Source organism: Aquabacterium parvum (assembly GCF_001447195.1).
In the GTDB taxonomy this organism is placed as follows: Bacteria; Pseudomonadota; Gammaproteobacteria; order Burkholderiales; family Burkholderiaceae_C; genus Aquabacterium; species Aquabacterium parvum.
On the sequence record NZ_LFRI01000090.1, the window covers coordinates 1 to 16,449 of the forward strand.

Consider the following 16,449-nt stretch of genomic DNA (forward strand, 5'->3'; position numbering starts at 1 on the left):
GCCGCTCCAAGTAAGCCAAACAGGCATCCTCGGAGCTGAACCAGTCGAGGAAATCGTTCCAATTGGACGGGTGGTCTTTACCTGCCTCTGGGCTTGCGATATGCTGGATATCCATCCAGTACTCCGGGGCTGCTGGCGCTAAAAGGATACCCCTTGCAAATATACAGCATCTCGGTGCTCAAGCTTGCAGCAGCTGCGCCAGGCCGTCGAGCCCGACCGGGGGCTTTGCCGTCCACGGGATCAGGAAGGTTTGCTTGGCCAGCCCCGCCTCGATGCGGGCCAACTGCTGCCGCTCACCTTGCTGGCGCGCGCGCAGCACCGGGTCGCGCGTGTGCGAGGCCAGGATGGACTTGTTGACCACCCAAGCGTGGGGCTCGATGTGGGCGCGACGAAGGTCGTCTTGCAAGGCGGCGGCTTGTGAAACTGGCGTGGTCTCCGGCAGGGTGATCAGGACGATGCGCGTGTGGTTCGGGTCTTGCAGGCGCATCAAGGGTGTCACGAGGTGCGCCGCCGATCTGCCTTCGTACTCCCGGGTCATCTGCCGGTGGTAGGCGCCGGTGGCGTCCATCAACAGCAGGGAGTGGCCAGTGGGGGCCGTGTCGAGCACCACGAAGGCGCTGCGCGCGGCCGACACCGTGCGTGAGAACGCGTGGAACACGGCCACCTCTTCGGTGCAGGGCGATTGCAGGTCTTCAAGCAGCAAGGCCTTCTCTTGCGCGTCCAGCCGCGCCCCTCGTGTGGCCATGATTTTGTCGATGTAGAGCTGGGTCTCGGCCTTCGGGTCGATGCGGCTGAGTTCCAGCCCGGGCAATTGCCCTTCGAGCGTCGAGGCCAGGTGGGCGGCCGGGTCGGTGGTGCTCAGGTGCACGGCGTGGCCGCGCTGCACCAGGCCGACGGCGATGGCCGCCGCGATGGTGGTCTTGCCGACGCCGCCTTTGCCCATCACCATGATGAGCCCCTTGCCGGCCTCCGACAGCTCGGCGACCAGCTTGTCGAGGCCGTCGCCGACGGAGGTTTGCGCGGTGTCGTCGCATGCCGGGGTCAGGGTTTGCGCGGCCTGATCGTTGAGCAGGGCGCGCAAGGCTGGCAGGCCCACGGTGTCGAACGTGCGCAAGGGCACGCTGGCCCGGGGCAGCGCCTTCAGCGGCGTGGGCATGGCATCGATCGCGTCCTGGTTCAGCTGTTGCAGCGCATCGGCCAGCGCATCGCCTTGCACCGAGGCGCGGAACACACCGTTGACGACCAAGTGCTGGCGCCGCAGGCCCAGCTCGCGCAACTCGCCCGAGGTGCGGGCGGCTTCGTTGAGCGAGCCCGCGTCGGCACGCGCCACCAGCACGACCGTGGTTTGTTGCTCGTCGCTGAGGGCAGCCAGCGCGGCGTTGAAGCGCGCCTCTTGCATCTTCAGGCCCGAGTGCGGGCCCAGGCACGAGGCGCCGCGGTCGTTGTCTTTGAGGAAGCCGCTCCAGGCCTTGGGCAGGCTGAGCAGGCGCAGGGTGTGACCGGTGGGCGCGGTGTCGAAGACCACGTGGTCGTAGGCGCGGGCGCCATCGCTGAGCAAGCTGGAGAACTCGTCGAAGGACGCGATCTCGGTGGTGCAGGCGCCTGATAGCTGCTCGCGCACGGTCTCGCGCTCTTGTTCGGTGCTGTGCGCCGCCATCTGCGACAGCACGCGCTGGCGGTAGCCTTCGGCCGCGACGTTGGGGTCGATGTTGAGCACCGACAGGCCTGGTACACCGGGCACTGGGGTGGCCGCGTTGCTCAGCGGCACGCCCAGCATCTCATCGAGGTTCGAGGCCGCGTCGGTGCTGACCAGCAGCACGCGTGAGCCGGCGTCGGCCAGCTGGATGGCGGTGGCGGTCGACAGCGAGGTCTTGCCCACGCCACCCTTGCCGGTGAAGAAGAGGTATCGGGTGGGCGATGGCAACAGCTTCATGGTGGCTCCTGTGATTCCATGTTGCCTCAAACGGGTGAGGTGGGCCGTGATCCATCACATGTTGCGGCCCAACGCGCCTCACTCCTTCGCCACCGCCTCCACTTGAATCCGCAGGTTCACGTTCATGTTGAAGCCCCAGTCCTTGCCGGCGCTCAGGCCAAACGCTTCGCGGTCGAACTTGCCCGAGGCGTCTGCGCCGCAGAAGTCGCGCTTGAGCATCGGGTGCGGCATGCACTTGATGTGGTGAACCATCAGCGTCATCGGGCGGGTCTTGCCGTTGAGCGTCAGCTCACCTTCGACCAAGGTGGGCGCGCCCGACCGGTTGCCGGCAAAGCGGCCCTTGAACGTCGCGCTCGGGTTCTTCTCGACGTCGAAGAAGTCCTTGCCTCGGGCCCAGGCGTTCATCGCTTCCAGGCCGAAGTCGATGCTGGCCAGGTCCATCTGCACGTCGACGCTGCCCGCGCCGGTGGCCTTGTCGTAGACGATGGTGCCGGCGCTCTTGTTGAGCTTGCCGCGCCAGTACGACAGGCCCATGTGGTCGGCCTCGAAGCTGGGGTAGGTGTGCGTGGGCTCGATCTCGTAGGTGACAGGCGCAGCGTGGGTGGCGGATGCCAGGGCGAGCAAGGTGGTGGCGAGCAGCAGCGGCTTCATGGTGGGTCCTTGGGGTGAGTGGTTTTCGCCATCCTCGCATGACCAGGGGGCGCCCTGGCATCGAGCAAACTAGCGATCAAACACACCAGGGACCCACCATGAACGCACCACTCACCCGCCGCCGCCTGCTCGTGCAGGCTTTGGTTGGCGCCGGCCTCGTTGCCGCGCCCGGCTAGCCGCATGTGCTCGCCGCCCCCGACCTGCTGGTGGCCAACGTGACGCAGCTCCACAGCGTGCGGGTGGCCCGCATCGCCACGCCGCGTTCGGCCGACGATGTGGCCAGGGCCATCGCAGCCTGGCCTGGTCGGGTTGCCGTGGGGGGCGGGCGCTACAGCATGGGCGGCCAGGTGGCCGTTGAAGGGGGTTTGCACCTGGACATGCGCCAGATGAACCAGTTGGTCTGGCTGAACGCAGCTGAGCAGAAGGTGCGCGTTCAGGCCGGCATGCGCTGGCGCGACCTGCAGTCCCTCATCGACCCGCAAGGCCTGGCCGTCAAGACCATGCAGAGCTACGCCAACTTCACGGTGGGCGGCGCGGTGTCTGTCAACGCGCACGGGCGCTACGTGGGCAACGGCCCGGTGGGGCATTCGGTGCGGGCGCTGCAGATGGTGCTGGCCGACGGCAAGGTGGCCGAAGCCAGCCGGCGGCAGAACCCGCAGCTGTTCCAGGCGGCCTTGGGCGGCTATGGCGCGGTCGGCGTCATCACCGAGGTGGAGCTGGACCTGGTGCCCAACGAGCGCATGGAGCGCGTCGTGCAGGCCGTGCGGCTGGAGGACTACCCCGCCTTCTTCCGCGCCCGCGTGCAGGCCGATCCTGCCAGCCTGATGCACAACGCCGACCTGATGCCGCCTTACTTCGACGAGCCCGTGTCGGTCACCTGGCGGCGAACGGACAAGGCGCTCACCGAGCCCGCGCGCCTGGTGGCCGAAGGCCAGCGTTACAGCCTGGAGCAGAACATGATCTGGCTGATGACCGAGGTGCCGGGGGCCGAGCGCCTGCGCAAATCGGTGGTGCACCCGCTGCTCAACAAGGCCCCGGCGGTGGTGTGGCGCAACCACGAAGCCAGCCTCGATGTGGCCGAGCTGGAGCCGCGCACGCGGCGCATGTCCACCTACGTGCTGCAGGAGTACTTCGTGCCGCCGAGGCACTTCGTGGCCTTTGCGCGGGGCATGGCGAAGGTGCTGCGCGAGCACGACGTGGAGGCGTTGAACGTGTCCATTCGCCACTCACCGGCGGATGTGGACTCGCTGTTGCCGTGGGCCAGGGAAGAGGTGTTCTCGTTCGTGCTGTATCACAAGCAGCGCACCCACGAGCGGGCGCAGAAGGCCGTGGGCGTGTGGACGCGGGTGCTGATCGACCTGGTCCTGCGTTGCGAAGGGCGCTACTACCTGCCTTATCAGCCGCACGCGACGCGGCTGCAGTTCGATCAGGCCTACCCGGAGGCGCGGGCCTTGCGCGAACTCAAACGGAGCGTGGACCCGCGGGGGGTGTTCTCCAATGAGTTGTGGGCGAAGTACCTGTGAGCTGTTTGCGGTTTCGCTCTGTTCGTCTTCGTGCATCCGCAATTGGGCGTGACTTCTCCCGCTGTTTGGGTCACGATCGCGGCGATCGGTGCGTAACATCGGACAAGCAATCAGATACCCCAGGAGATTACCTTGCAACGAAGAACGCTGCTGAAGTTATCTTTGCCCTTCGCTGCATCCGCTTTGGCGGGCTGCATCACTCGAACGATGAACGCCGAGACTCGGTACGTCGAGGACGTCCGATCCATCCTCATGTCGGCGGATAAGAAAACATTGGTCGTGCTGGGGTCCAAGCACCACTATGTCTTTGAAGTGCCGAGGTCGTTGCTGGCTGCGTTGTCCCCAGATCTGTACCCTTCTATCGAGGGCGCCAGTTTCAGCACATTCAAGGTGGACGCTGACAACGTGATACAGGGTGGGGTTCGGTTGATGCTCAAACACGATGCCCCCGCGGCACAGCGAGCGCAAGCTTCATCCATCGGATTTCAGGGCACGGCGTCGCCTGTTCTGAGTCTGGACATGCGGGGGACGCGGTATGCCGCACCAGTTGACTTTGACAGCAAGCTTGCTCAACCGCTCAAGCGCGCTTACGCCATCGATGTGATCGAGGTTCCGGGGCGCACGAAAGCGGTTTTGAAAGCGGCGATGACGCCCGTCACGATGGCTGCGGATGGGGCGATCGTCATCGGAGCGGTCGTGCTTTCGCCGATCTGGTTGACCTTGCTCATTGCCACGCATTGATTCATGCCATCACTCGATCGCTCGTTGCGATGCTGTTTGCCACTGTTGCTGGCATTGTCATGTGGTCTGGCGCGCGCCATTGGCGATCAGGGTGGATGCAATGGCGATGCACCCTTCGGGAAGGTTCTGACCGAGGGATCTCCATCAGAGCTGGAACAAGCCATTCAGAAGGTTGTCTCCAGACAAGAGGATCGGCGCGAGTTGGGTGTGTTCGCGCGCTTGGGGCAAGCGCTGCGTGGTCAATCGGAGGACCCGGTTTCCCGGGGGCAGGCCATCTTGGACGTCATCGAGGGCCGAAGCTTGTCTTGCAACAAGCGGGCACTGCTGTACCACGTGGTCGCCGCGGGGAACCTGCCGGTTCTGAACTACTTGTTGGATTCGCCGATGGGCGTTCGTGTTGGGGTCCCCCAGGACATCCTGTTCGAATGTGGGCACGACACCGGGATGCGCGACGCCCAGCGTGAGGGCCGCCGGGCTGCCATGGGTTTGCTCATTGACAGAGGTTTGGCCGACGTGCGCACCTTGAAGGAAGGCAAGTCACTCCTGCAGGCCTGCGGTGCCCCGGAACTCGTTGAATTGTTCCTGGAAAAAGGTGCGAGCACGGACCATCCAGGGCCCCTGCGTGCGCATGACCGATATGCGTTCAACGCCCTTGAAACGAGCCTCATCGCGGCCATCTTGGCAAAAGAGGACAGCTACTTCACGAATCGATCGCAGGAAATGAGCCGCGCTCGCATTCTTGCGAAAGCCACAGGGGCGACCATTCGGGGGCGGCCGACTGAGGCCCACATCAAGTGGTACTGTCGGTCGCCATCGAGGGCGAAGGCTTGCGTCGAGTTGTCCACCTTCATCGATGCTTCACCGGGGGTTCTTCGTCCCCCTCGCCAAGGTGAGCCGGGGTATGTCAGCCCTGAAGCCAAACTGCATGTTCTGGTGGTGACTGGCAGTGCGGGGATCCGAGGCCGATTGCCTTCGGTCACGGTCAACGTGGCAGATCGCAGTGCACCGATTGTCCTCGCGTTGGCGGCAAACACTCGAACAAGCTGGCAGGTTGTCTTGCGCGAGGGAGTGCAGTTGCAGAAGGTTCTGCTTGTCAGTCCTGTTGATCAGGTCATCTCGGGTGATCTCGATGCAACGATGGTCGAGGTCCACTCCAATGAAACCCCATCGTGCAAACCTTGCTTCTGGACGGAAGGATACGTGCACCACGATGCAGACAAGATGGCGCCCAGGGTTGCGGTCCGCAGCACCGGTTTGAAGGTCTCTTCATACCTGGAGGCTAAGCACGGTCAAGATGTTTTGATCACGGAGAGTCCGGCTGACAGCCAGTGAGCGATGGAGTCGTTTGACCCATGCGGACTCATTGCATCTGGCCTGCGCGCAGCCTAGGCTCGGGTTGCACAGATCGGTGAGTGCCGCGGCATCGATGTGTTGACAGGCCCGCGTGTGGCAGCGAACCAATGAACCTGAGCAAACTGCCCGTCACCGGCGCCCCCGAGGCTCCCAGAACAAGGTCCCCTTGAGCCAATCGACCAGCGGCAGCACGATGTTGAAGTTGTGCGTCTGCATGAGGTCGCGCCGATGGTGTAGGGCGTGCAGGCGGTGCAGCCGGCGGATGCCGGGCAGCCTGGCGATCCAGTGGTCTTCGGGCAGGTGTTCGCACACATGACAGACCTCGTAGGCCATGTAGCCCACCATCAGCGTGAGCGCGAAGAGGGCGCCCACGTTGGTGTTCCAGGTTGACAGCGCCAGCCAGGCACCGCCGGCACCCAAGCTGTAGAGCACGATCAACCAGGGCGGGAACAAGATGACCCGCCAGTCCTGTGGGGTCTCGTAGACCATTTGTCCCTCAACGAAGAAGCTGTGGTGGTCTCCCGTGTGGCGCTTGTAGAAGAGCGCGCTCCAGGGGTGTTTGACGTGGCCGCAGTGCAGGTGGACGCTGTACTCGCCCCAGCTGAACAGCGCCATCGTCAGGGGCACCGTGACCCACTCCCAGGCTGACACATCAACGATTTGATGAGCGAAGTAAGCCACGGCCAGCGCTCCGTAACCAAGCATGAAACCGCCATGCAGCCACGGGTTGTACCAGCGAGATATCTGGGCGCGATAGCGCTGCCGAAATGCGGTGGTGTCGTGGGCCATGGGTGCTCCGAAGTGGGCCGGTCAGCACCCAGTGTAGGCATGCCCCCGCTGCGAGGCGATCAGAAGAAAGCCTGAATCCCCGTCTGCGCCCGCCCCAGGATCAGCGCATGCACATCGTGCGTGCCCTCGTAGGTGTTGACCACCTCCAGGTTCACCAGGTGGCGCGCCACGCCGAACTCGTCGCTGATGCCGTTGCCACCCATCATGTCGCGGGCCAGGCGGGCGATGTCCAGCGCCTTGCCGCAGTTGTTGCGCTTCATGATGGAGGTGATCTCGACCGCAGCGGTGCCTTCGTCCTTCATGCGGCCCAGGCGCAGGCTGCCCTGCAGGCCCAGGGCGATCTCGGTCTGCATGTCGGCCAGCTTTTTTTGGATGAGCTGGTTGGCGGCCAGCGGGCGGCCGAACTGCTGTCGGTCGAGCACGTACTGGCGTGCGCGGAACCAGCAGTCTTCGGCCGCACCCATGGCGCCCCACGAGATGCCGTAGCGCGCGCTGTTGAGGCAGGTGAAGGGGCCTTTCAAGCCGCGCACCTCGGGGAAGGCGTTCTCTTCGGGCACGAAGACGTCGTCCATCACGATCTCGCCGGTGATGCTGGCGCGCAGGCCCACCTTGCCGTGGATGGCGGGGGCGCTCAGGCCTTTCCAACCCTTTTCCAGCACGAAGCCGCGGATCTGGTCTTTGCCGTTCTCGTTGCACTGCGCCCAGACCACGAACACGTCGGCGATCGGTGAGTTGCTGATCCACATCTTGCTGCCGCGCAGCGTGTAGCCGCCATTGACCTTGGTGGCGCGCGTGAGCATGCTGGCCGGGTCGGAGCCGTGGTTGGGCTCGGTCAGGCCAAAGCAGCCGATGAACTCGCCGGTGGCCAGCTTGGGCAGGTACTTGCGCTTGGTCGCCTCGTTGCCGAAGGCGTGGATGGGCACCATCACCAGCGACGATTGCACGCTCATCATCGAGCGGTAGCCGCTGTCCACGCGTTCGACCTCGCGGGCGATCAGGCCGTAGCTGACGTAGTTCAGGCCCGCACCGCCGTATTCGGTCGGGATGGTGGCGCCCAGCAGGCCCAGCTCGCCCATCTCGCGGAAGATGGCCGGATCGGTCTGCTCGTTGCGAAAGGCCAGGGTCACGCGCGGCAGCAGCTTGCCTTGCGCGTACTCGCGCGCGGCGTCCTTGATCATGCGCTCTTCCTGCGTGAGCTGGTCGTCCAGCAGCAAGGGGTCGGCCCAGTTGAAGGTGGCTTTGGTTGCGCTCATGGTGTGTCTCGTGGTGTGTCTCGTGGTGTGTGATGCTGGGGATGCGCAGATGCCGGCGGCATGCGTGCGGTGTTCAGATTGGCTCGGCCGATTGCAGCTCGCGCCACAGGATCTTGCCGGTGGCCGACTTGGGCAGGCGCTCGGCAAAGGTGACGATGCGCGGCGCCTTGTAGGCTGCCATGTTCGTGTGCGCCCAGTCGACGATGTCGGCTTCGCTGACCTGGCCGCGTGAGTCGGGCTTGAGCACGACGATGGCCTTGACGGTTTCGCCTCGCCGCTCGTCGCGCGTGCCGATCACACAGGCTTCCTGGATGGCGGGGTGGGCGTAGAGCAGGGCCTCGACCTCGCTGGGCCAGACCTTGAAGCCCGAGGCGTTGATCATGCGCTTGAGCCGGTCGACCATGTGGAAGTAGCCGTCCTCGTCGGTGCGGGCCAGGTCACCCGTGCGCAAAAAGCGCTTGCCGTCGAGCGTGACGAGGGCCTCGGCGTTGGCGCTGTCGTTTCGCCAGTAGCCCTGCATCAGTTGCGGGCCGTGGATGATGACCTCGCCCACTTCACCGGGTGGCAGTTCTTCGAAGGTCTCGGGGTTCACCACGCGCGAATCGACGTCGAAGATGGGGATGCCCAGGCACTGCTTCTTGGGACGCGGAACGGGGTTGATGTGCGTGGCGGCCATGGTCTCCGACAAGCCATAGCCCTCGATGTAGTCGAGGCAGGTGAGCGCCTTCAGGCGCGCGGCCACAGCTTCGGGCATGGCCGCGCCACCTCCGCCGATGCTTTGCAGGCTGCTCAGGTCGGCGCTTTCAATGCCCGGGTGGGCCAGCAGGTCCACCACCATGGTCGAGATCATCTGCGCGGCGGTGATGCGCTGGCGTTGCAGGCATTCGAGCGCGACATCGCGGTCCCAACGGGGCAGGATGACGACGGTGGCGCCCAGGTGCAGCACGCTGTTGAGGCTGCTCTGAAAGCCTGTGACGTGGAAGTAGGGCAGGGTGGCCAGGATGACGGCGTCACGCGGGCTGTCCAGCCAGACGCTGCGAGCCACGGTGCCGTACATGACGCTGCGGTGCGTGTGCATGCAGCCCTTGGGGTGGCCGGTGGTGCCCGAGGTGTAGGGCATCACGGCGAGGTCGTCGGGGCCGCCTTGCAGGGGATTGGGCTGGCGGTGCTCGGCCATCGCATCCGCCCACAGTGTCACGCCTTCGGTGTTGATTGGCTGGCGCGGCGCGGCGATGAAGTCGGGAACGCGCATGTCGGTCGGCGCGGTCAGGTGGTCGCTGTACGCGGCCACGAGCACGTGCTGCAGGCCTTCGCCGATGCGCCGGCCTTCCTCCAGCAAGGGCGCCACCTGATCAAACAGGTCCTGCGTGCAGATCAGCACCTTCGCGCCCGCGTCCTTGACCAGGTGCCGGATCTCTTGCGTGCGGTTCATCGGGTTGACCGGTACCAGCACGGCGTCGGCGCGCAACACGCCATACGCACCGATGGCGAACTGCGGGCTGTTTTGCGTGCACAGCAGCACCCGGTCGCCGCGCTGCACGCCCGCCACCTGCTGCAGCCAGCCGGCCAGCCACTCGGTCTGCACCTTGAACTGCCCATGCGTGACCACGCTGTCGTAGAACACGAGGCAGGGCTTGTCGGGGTGGCGCGCGGCCGAGGCCGCGACATTGGCCCACAGGTGCGCCTGCGGGAAGTCCAGCGAGCGGGGCACGCCGCTGGGCCAGTGCTGGAGGTGGCGATCTGACATGGCGGCGATGTTACGTGTCCTGTGAGCGGTTGACGGGCGATCAGGCCGCGCGGCCCAGCTCGATGAAGCGCGCGAGGTGGTGGTCCTCGTCGCCAAGCTGGTGGTCGATGAGGATCAGGCGCTTGGCGTGGTGGGCCAACGCCAGCTCCCACGTCATGCCAATGCCGCCGTGCAACTGAATCGCCTCTTGCGCCACCAGCGTGCCGATGCGGCCGATGCTGACCTTGGCCGCCGACAGCGCTCGCTCGCGTGCGATGCGATCGCTGCCCAAAGCCGCCGCCGCGTTGATGACCGCCGAGCGCGCCTGCTCCACCTCCAGCAGCACGTCGGCCATGCGGTGCTGCAGGGCCTGGAAGCTGCCGATGGGAACGCCGAACTGCTTGCGCGTCTGCAGGTACTCGATGGTCATGCGCTTGGCGGCCTCCATCGAGCCCAGGCTTTCGGCGCACAGCGCCAGCACCCCCAGCCCGATGGCGTGTTCCAGCGTGGCGTGGCCCTGCCCGGCTTCACCCAACAGGGCCGAAGCAGGCAGGCTCACCTGGTCGAGCGTGACGTCGGCCGTGCGGCCACCGTCGTGCGTGGCAAAGCCCCTGAACGTGAGGCCCGCTGCCTTGGCTGGCACGATGAACAACGCGATGCCATCGGCGTCAGCCACCTCGGCCGACACGCGAGCCGACACCACCAGCCAGTCGGCCTGGTCGCCCAGCGGCACCGCCGTCTTGCGGCCTTGCAGCAGCCAGCCATCGGCATTGCGATCGGCCTGCGTGGTCACATGTCGGATGTCATGGAAGGCGCAAGGCTCTTCATGCGCCAGCGTGGCGACCTGGCTGCCGTCGATCAGGCTGCCCAGCAAGGCTTTCTGCTCGGCGTTGCCCGCATGGGCCACGGCGCTGCCCGCCAGCAGCACCGGCAGGGCGGGCGTGAGCGCCAGGCCGTGCCCGATGGCCTCGAACACCACGGCGATGTCGAAGCCCTGGCCGCCGTAGCCCCCATCGGCCTCGCTGAACAGCGCGCCTGCGGCACCCACGTCGCACAGCTGTTGCCAGGCGCGGCGATCAAAGCCTTGCGCCTGCTTGACGGTGGCCATGCGGGCCTCGAAACCCATCTGTTCGCCGATGAAGCGGCCAAGCGTGTCCGCCAGCATGCGGCGGTCTTCGGTGTGCTGGAAGTTCATGGCTTGGTCCTCACAGGCCCAGGATCATCTTGGCGATGATGTTCTTCTGGATCTCGTTGGAGCCGCCGAAGATCGACAGCTTGCGGTTGTTGAAGTATTGAGGCGTGGCGTGCAGCGCCTCGGGTTGCGCGCCAGCCGGTCCGGCCTCGCCTTCTTCGATGAAAGCCAGCGCGTGAGGGCCCATGGCTCGGCGCAACAGCGCGTTCAGCTCCTGCCTGATCACCGTGCCCTTGATTTTGAGCATCGAGCTTTCCGCGCCCGGGGCGCCACCGCCTGCCACCGCCGCGATCACGCGCAGGTTGGTGGTCTTCATGTTCTCCAGCTCGATCTCGACGTGCGCCACGCGGGCGGCGAACAGTGGGTCATCGGCCAGGGGCTTGCCGTTCTTCTTCACGCGCTGTGCCACCGACTTCAACCGCTCCAGCGCTGCCACCGAAAAGCCCACGCCCGCGATGTTGGTGCGTTCATACGTCAGCAGGAATTTGGCGCAGGTCCAGCCCTTGTGCTCTTCGCCCACCAGGTTGGCGACGGGCACCTTCACGTCGGTGAAGAAGACCTCGTTGACCTCGTGCTCACCATCAAGCGTGATGATCGGCCGCACCTCCACGCCGGGCGTGGCCATGTCGATCAGCAGGAAGCTGATGCCTTCCTGCTTCTTGGCGTCGCGGTTGGTGCGAACCAGGCAGAAGATCATGTTGGCGTGGTGGCCCAACGTGGTCCAGGTCTTCTGGCCATTGACCACGTAGAACTCGCCCGAGGCGTCTTTCACCGCCGAGGTCTTGACCGAGGCCAGATCGGAGCCTGCACCGGGCTCGGAGTAGCCCTGGCACCACCAGTCGGCTCCGCTCAGGATGCGCGGCAGCCAGTGGCGCTTTTGCGCCTCGCTGCCGTATTTGATGAGCACGGGGCCCAGCATGTTCACGCCGAAGGGCACGGTGCGCGGGCAGTGCGCCAGCGCGCACTCGTTGTCGAAGATGAACTTCTGCACGGCGCTCCAACCGGTGCCGCCCCATTCGCGCGGCCAGTGGTTGGCCAGCCAGCCGCGTGCATTCAGGATGGCGTGCCAGCGCTCGTGGTCGGCCTTGCTCAGGTGGCGGCCTTCGCGCACCTTGTCGGTCAACTCGGCGGGCACCTTCTCGCGCAGGAAGGCGCGCACCTCTTCGCGGAAGGTCCGTTCATCGGGAGTGAAACTCAGGTCCATGGCGAGTCTCCTTCAAAAGATTTCGAACAGCCCGGCCGCGCCCATGCCACCGGCGATGCACATCGTCACCACGGCCCACTTCACGCTCGGGTCCTTTGCCTTTCGGCGGCGGCCTTCGAGCAGCACCGTGCCCACCAGTCGCGCACCCGTCATGCCGAACGGGTGACCGATGGAGATGGCGCCGCCATTCACGTTCAAGCGATCATCGGGGATGCCGAGCTTTTGCTGGCAGTAGATCGACTGCGAGGCAAACGCCTCGTTCAGCTCCCACAGGTCGATGTCTTCGACCTTCAGGCCGTGCCGTGCGAGAAGCTTGGGCACCGCGAACACCGGACCGATGCCCATCTCGTCGGGCTCGCAACCCGCCACGGCCAGGCCCCGGAAGGCGCCCAGCGGTTGCAGGCCCAGGCGCTCGGCCTCGCGGCGCTCCATCAGCACACAGGCCGACGCGCCGTCCGACAGCTGCGAGGCGTTGCCCGCGGTGATGAACCGATCGGCCCCGCGCACGGGTTCGATTTTGGCCAATGCTTCGTAGGTGGTGCCCGGGCGGTTGCAGGTATCGTGGTCGATGGTGGCCTGCACGTGCGTCACTTCTTTGGTGACCTTGTCCTGCACGGCCATGGTGGTCGTGATGGGCACGATCTCGTCGCGGTAGCGGCCGGCTTCCTGAGCTTCGGCCGTCTTGCGCTGGCTCTCCACCGAGAAGCGGTCTTGCGCTTCGCGCGATATGCCGTAACGCTGCGCCACGATGTCGGCGGTTTCGATCATGGCCATGTACAGCGCGGGCTTGTGTTCGACGATCCAAGTGTCGAGCCCCGAGTTGCCGTCTTCGCGCGTGCGGATGCCCGAGATGCTCTCGATGCCCCCCGCGATCATGGCCGGTGCGCCTTCGACCACGATGCGCCCGGCCGCCATCGCAATGGCCTGCAGGCCCGAGGCGCAGAAGCGGTTCACGGTGGTGCCCGCGATGCTAAGCGGCAGCTCGCTGCGCACGATGCTTTGCCGCGCGATGTTGCGGCCCGTCGTGCCTTCCGGGTAGCCGCAGCCGAGGATGCAGTCTTCGATCAACCCAGGGTCGATGCCCGCACGTTCGACCGCAGCTTTCACCGCGAACGACGCCAGCGTGGGCCCAGGTGTGATGTTGAGTTCACCGCGATGCGACTTGGTCAGCGGTGTGCGGGCGGTCGAGACGATCACCGCTTCGCGGCTGTGTTGAGAGGGGTGCATGGTGGCCTCGTGTTTGAGGTGTTCGGATGTCGGGAGGGCTGGCGGGCCCTGGTGGCGGTCGATGCTGTCGGCGAGTTCAACCGCTGTTCAGCGAATCGAAGCCGAGGCCCTCGGCCACCAGCCTCTCCAGCAAGGCCGACGGTTGCCAGAACAGCGCATCGGCCTGAGTGAACTCGCGGATGTCCGCCAGGATCTTCGCCAGGCCCACCTGGTCGGCGTGCCACATCGGCCCGCCCTTGCTGCGCGGGAAACCGTAGCCGTGCACCAGCGTGACATCCACGTCCAGCGGACGCAAGGCGATGCCCTCGTCGACGACCTTGGCTCCTTCGTTGACCATGGCGGCGATGTAGCGACGCGCCAGCTCTTCGCGCGTGAAGCTGCGCGGTGTCACACCGGCCTTCGCGCGCTCTTCATCGATGATCGGTGCCACGTCGTGGTTGGGCGTGCCCGTGCGTGAACCGGCTTCGTACACGTACCAGCCGCGCCCTGTCTTCTGCCCGAACCAACCCTGCTCGCAAAGCCGGTCGGCGATGTGCACGTAGCGAGCGCGCGGGTCGCGCGTGGCGGCGCGGCGCTTGCGCGCGGCCCAACCGATGTCGCCACCCGCCAGGTCGCTCATCTCATAAGGCCCCATCGGGAAGCCGAAGGCTTTGACCATCGCGTCGATCTCGAAAGGCGAGGCGCCGTCTTCCATCAGGTGGTCGGCCGCCGTGCGGTAGACGGCCAGGATGCGGTTGCCGATGAACCCATCGCACACACCAGCGCGCACGGGCACCTTCTTCAAACGCTGTGCCAGCGCGAAGCCCGTGGCCACCACGTCGGCCGACACCTGCGCCGGCACCACGATCTCCAGCAGCTTCATGATGTGGGCTGGCGAGAAGAAGTGCAGCCCGATCACGTCGCCCGGCCGCGAGGTGCTGCGCGCGATCTCGTCGATGTCCAGGTAGGAGGTGTTGGTGGCCAGCACCGCCCCAGGCCTGCAGACGCGATCCAGTTCGGCGAACACCGCGTGCTTGACGGCCATGTCCTCGAACACCGCTTCGATGACCAGGTCCACATCGGCGAAGGCCGCGTAGCCGACGGCACCTTGCCAACACGCCATCACCTCGGCCTTGCCATCGGGTGTCAGCCGACCCTTGGCCACGTGCCCGTCGTAGACCTTTTCGATGCGCGCACGCCCCAGCGCCAGCGCGGCCTCGTCGCGCTCGACGCTCACCACTGGCAGGCCCGCGCTCAGCAGCGCCACCGCGATGCCCGCGCCCATGGTGCCGCCGCCCACCACGCCCACCTTGATCAAAGGCCGTGGCTGGGCCACGCGGGCCTCGGGCGTGTCCATCACGGCGGCTTCGGCACGCTGCAGGTGGGCGAGCGCCGCGAGTTCTGCGGGCGATGGGGCAGGGGTATCGGCGGGCATGTCTCGCTCCTGGGCGCGTTCTGCGCTTTTATTGGGAAGGCCAAGTCTGCGAGGCCGGTCAGCAAAGGAACTGGCCACCGCGTCAGAAGGCACCCAGCATCCTCCCAGAGCGATCTACCTTTGACAATCCGATCTTCCATTGACAGGCTGTCAAGCCGGTTTTGACAATCGTGCGATCATTGATGCCATGGCCGACGCCCCCATGGACCTCCACGCCCTGACCCTGCTGGTCGACATCCTCGACGCGGGCTCGCTCAGCGAAGCCGCCCGGCGCCTGAAAACCAGCCGAGCCAACGTCAGCTACCACCTGAGCCAGCTCGAGCGCAGCCTGGGCCAGCAGCTCGTGCGCCGCAGCACCCGCCGCATCGCCCCCACCGAACTCGGCCTGCAGCTGTGTGAACACGGCCGCAAGATCCGAGACGAGCTTGCCGCCGCGCGCGACACCATCTCTGCGCTCGGCCAGTCCCTGCAAGGCCGAGTGCGCCTGAGCGTGCCCAGCGGATACGGCCAGTTGGTGATGTCGCCCTGGCTGATCGACTTCAAGCGCGCCCACCCCGGCATCGTGCTCGACGTGGTGTTCGAGAACCGCGTGGTCGACCTCATGCGCGACGAGGTGGACGTGGCCGTGCGCGTGCTCTCCGACCCGCCTGAGCAACTGGTGGCCCGAGAGATGGGCGCGGTGCGCTACGTGGCCTGCGCCTCGAACGCCTACGTGGCTGCCCACGGCCTGCCGCAGCAGCTCCAAGACCTGTGCACCGCGCCGCTGATCACCTCGGCGGTGGTGGGGCGGCAGTTGCGCCTGGCCGCTTACCTTCACGGCGAGCGCCACGAGGTGCCGCTCTCGCCCACGCTCACGTCCGAGAACTTTCACTTCCTGCGCGAGGCCATCGAGGCCGGTCTGGGTGTGGGCCTGGTGCCGGACTACGTGGTGCAGTCGCTCATCGACGCGGGCCAGGTGCAGACCACGCTCGACGACTGGAAGCTCAGCATCTTCGGCACGCGCATGTTCATGCTCTACATGCCCAACCGCCACCCCACGCGCGCCATGTCTGCCTTCATCGAGTTCGTCTTGTCGCGAGCGCGAGCGGAGGCTTGACGACGCCGAGCGCAGGAGACTTGCCCAGCGCCACTCGGTGCACTGGCGCGCGCAGGACCGAGCCCATGCGTGAGGTTGTTGCAAGCCGTATCAGGCTTGTTGCGTTTGTTGCCATTTTCCGGCGTTCGGGCCCCTGATGGGGGGAGGGGTGGGGCAGGGCGCTGCTCCTAAACTCCCGGCACCAAACAAACCAAATCAGGGACCATGAATTTGCCAAGCCTGTCGGACCTGGCCGGGCTGCTGTCTGCGTGGGCGCAAGACACCCGGCTGCACGCGCTGGCGGCCACGCATGCCGAGCAGCCCTTGCCCGCTGACTTGATGGTCGAGCGCTTCGAGCTGCACGAAGC

12 protein-coding genes and 2 pseudogenes are annotated in these 16,449 nt (G+C 65.8%); 4 read left to right on the forward strand and 10 right to left on the reverse strand.

The genetic code is table 11. The features are described 5' to 3' along the window. From ABG80_RS21840 to ABG80_RS03165, 3 genes and pseudogenes are all read right to left on the reverse strand, one after another. Positions 1–115 (reverse strand): annotated as a pseudogene (locus ABG80_RS21840) (IS1595 family transposase); the annotation flags it as partial. A gap of 63 nt (positions 116–178) precedes the next feature. After that, positions 179–1,933: an arsenical pump-driving ATPase gene (gene arsA / locus ABG80_RS03160; protein ID WP_058086331.1), complete on the reverse strand. Its 1,755-nt coding sequence runs from the start codon at positions 1,931–1,933 to the stop codon at positions 179–181. A 78-nt stretch (positions 1,934–2,011) separates the two neighbouring features. Further along, the gene (locus ABG80_RS03165; RefSeq protein ID WP_058086332.1) at positions 2,012–2,584 is read right to left on the reverse strand and encodes a YceI family protein; all 573 of its coding nucleotides are present in this window, start codon (positions 2,582–2,584) and stop codon (positions 2,012–2,014) included. A gap of 182 nt (positions 2,585–2,766) precedes the next feature. Between ABG80_RS03165 and ABG80_RS03170 the strand changes: the two genes are divergently transcribed. From ABG80_RS03170 to ABG80_RS03180, 3 genes are all read left to right on the forward strand, one after another. Further along, on the forward strand, positions 2,767–4,107 hold the full coding sequence (locus ABG80_RS03170) for an FAD-binding oxidoreductase (protein ID WP_058086333.1): 1,341 nt from the start codon (positions 2,767–2,769) through the stop codon (positions 4,105–4,107). A gap of 207 nt (positions 4,108–4,314) precedes the next feature. After that, entirely contained in the window at positions 4,315–4,848 is a 534-nt protein-coding gene (locus tag ABG80_RS03175; RefSeq protein WP_058086334.1) for a hypothetical protein, read from the forward strand. Positions 4,849–4,851: 3 nt separating this feature from the next. Further along, positions 4,852–6,180, forward strand: coding sequence for a hypothetical protein (locus tag ABG80_RS03180; protein ID WP_152987434.1), 1,329 nt, complete (start codon positions 4,852–4,854; stop codon positions 6,178–6,180). A gap of 150 nt (positions 6,181–6,330) precedes the next feature. Here ABG80_RS03180 and ABG80_RS03185 read toward each other — a convergent pair whose 3' ends face one another. The 7 genes and pseudogenes from ABG80_RS03185 to ABG80_RS03215 all read right to left on the reverse strand — a co-directional run. After that, the gene (locus ABG80_RS03185; protein ID WP_058086336.1) at positions 6,331–6,990 is read right to left on the reverse strand and encodes a sterol desaturase family protein; all 660 of its coding nucleotides are present in this window, start codon (positions 6,988–6,990) and stop codon (positions 6,331–6,333) included. A gap of 59 nt (positions 6,991–7,049) precedes the next feature. Continuing rightward, a complete protein-coding gene (locus tag ABG80_RS03190; RefSeq protein ID WP_058086337.1) occupies positions 7,050–8,243 on the reverse strand; it encodes an acyl-CoA dehydrogenase in 1,194 nt (397 codons plus the stop codon). A gap of 73 nt (positions 8,244–8,316) precedes the next feature. After that, complete coding sequence (locus ABG80_RS03195; RefSeq protein ID WP_058086338.1) at positions 8,317–9,990, reverse strand: long-chain fatty acid--CoA ligase; 1,674 nt, start codon at positions 9,988–9,990, stop codon at positions 8,317–8,319. A gap of 40 nt (positions 9,991–10,030) precedes the next feature. After that, positions 10,031–11,164, reverse strand: coding sequence for an acyl-CoA dehydrogenase family protein (locus ABG80_RS03200; protein WP_058086339.1), 1,134 nt, complete (start codon positions 11,162–11,164; stop codon positions 10,031–10,033). A 10-nt stretch (positions 11,165–11,174) separates the two neighbouring features. Next, positions 11,175–12,365: an acyl-CoA dehydrogenase family protein gene (locus tag ABG80_RS03205; RefSeq protein WP_058086340.1), complete on the reverse strand. Its 1,191-nt coding sequence runs from the start codon at positions 12,363–12,365 to the stop codon at positions 11,175–11,177. A gap of 12 nt (positions 12,366–12,377) precedes the next feature. Then, positions 12,378–13,592: an acetyl-CoA C-acyltransferase gene (locus tag ABG80_RS03210; RefSeq protein WP_058086341.1), complete on the reverse strand. Its 1,215-nt coding sequence runs from the start codon at positions 13,590–13,592 to the stop codon at positions 12,378–12,380. Between the two features lie 76 nt (positions 13,593–13,668). Then, a pseudogene (locus ABG80_RS03215) lies at positions 13,669–14,967 on the reverse strand (3-hydroxyacyl-CoA dehydrogenase NAD-binding domain-containing protein); the annotation flags it as partial. A 241-nt stretch (positions 14,968–15,208) separates the two neighbouring features. On the opposite strand from ABG80_RS03215, the gene ABG80_RS03220 reads away from it, so the two are divergent. Beyond that, entirely contained in the window at positions 15,209–16,102 is an 894-nt protein-coding gene (locus ABG80_RS03220; protein WP_058086342.1) for a LysR family transcriptional regulator, read from the forward strand. Positions 16,103–16,449: the final 347 nt, after the last annotated feature.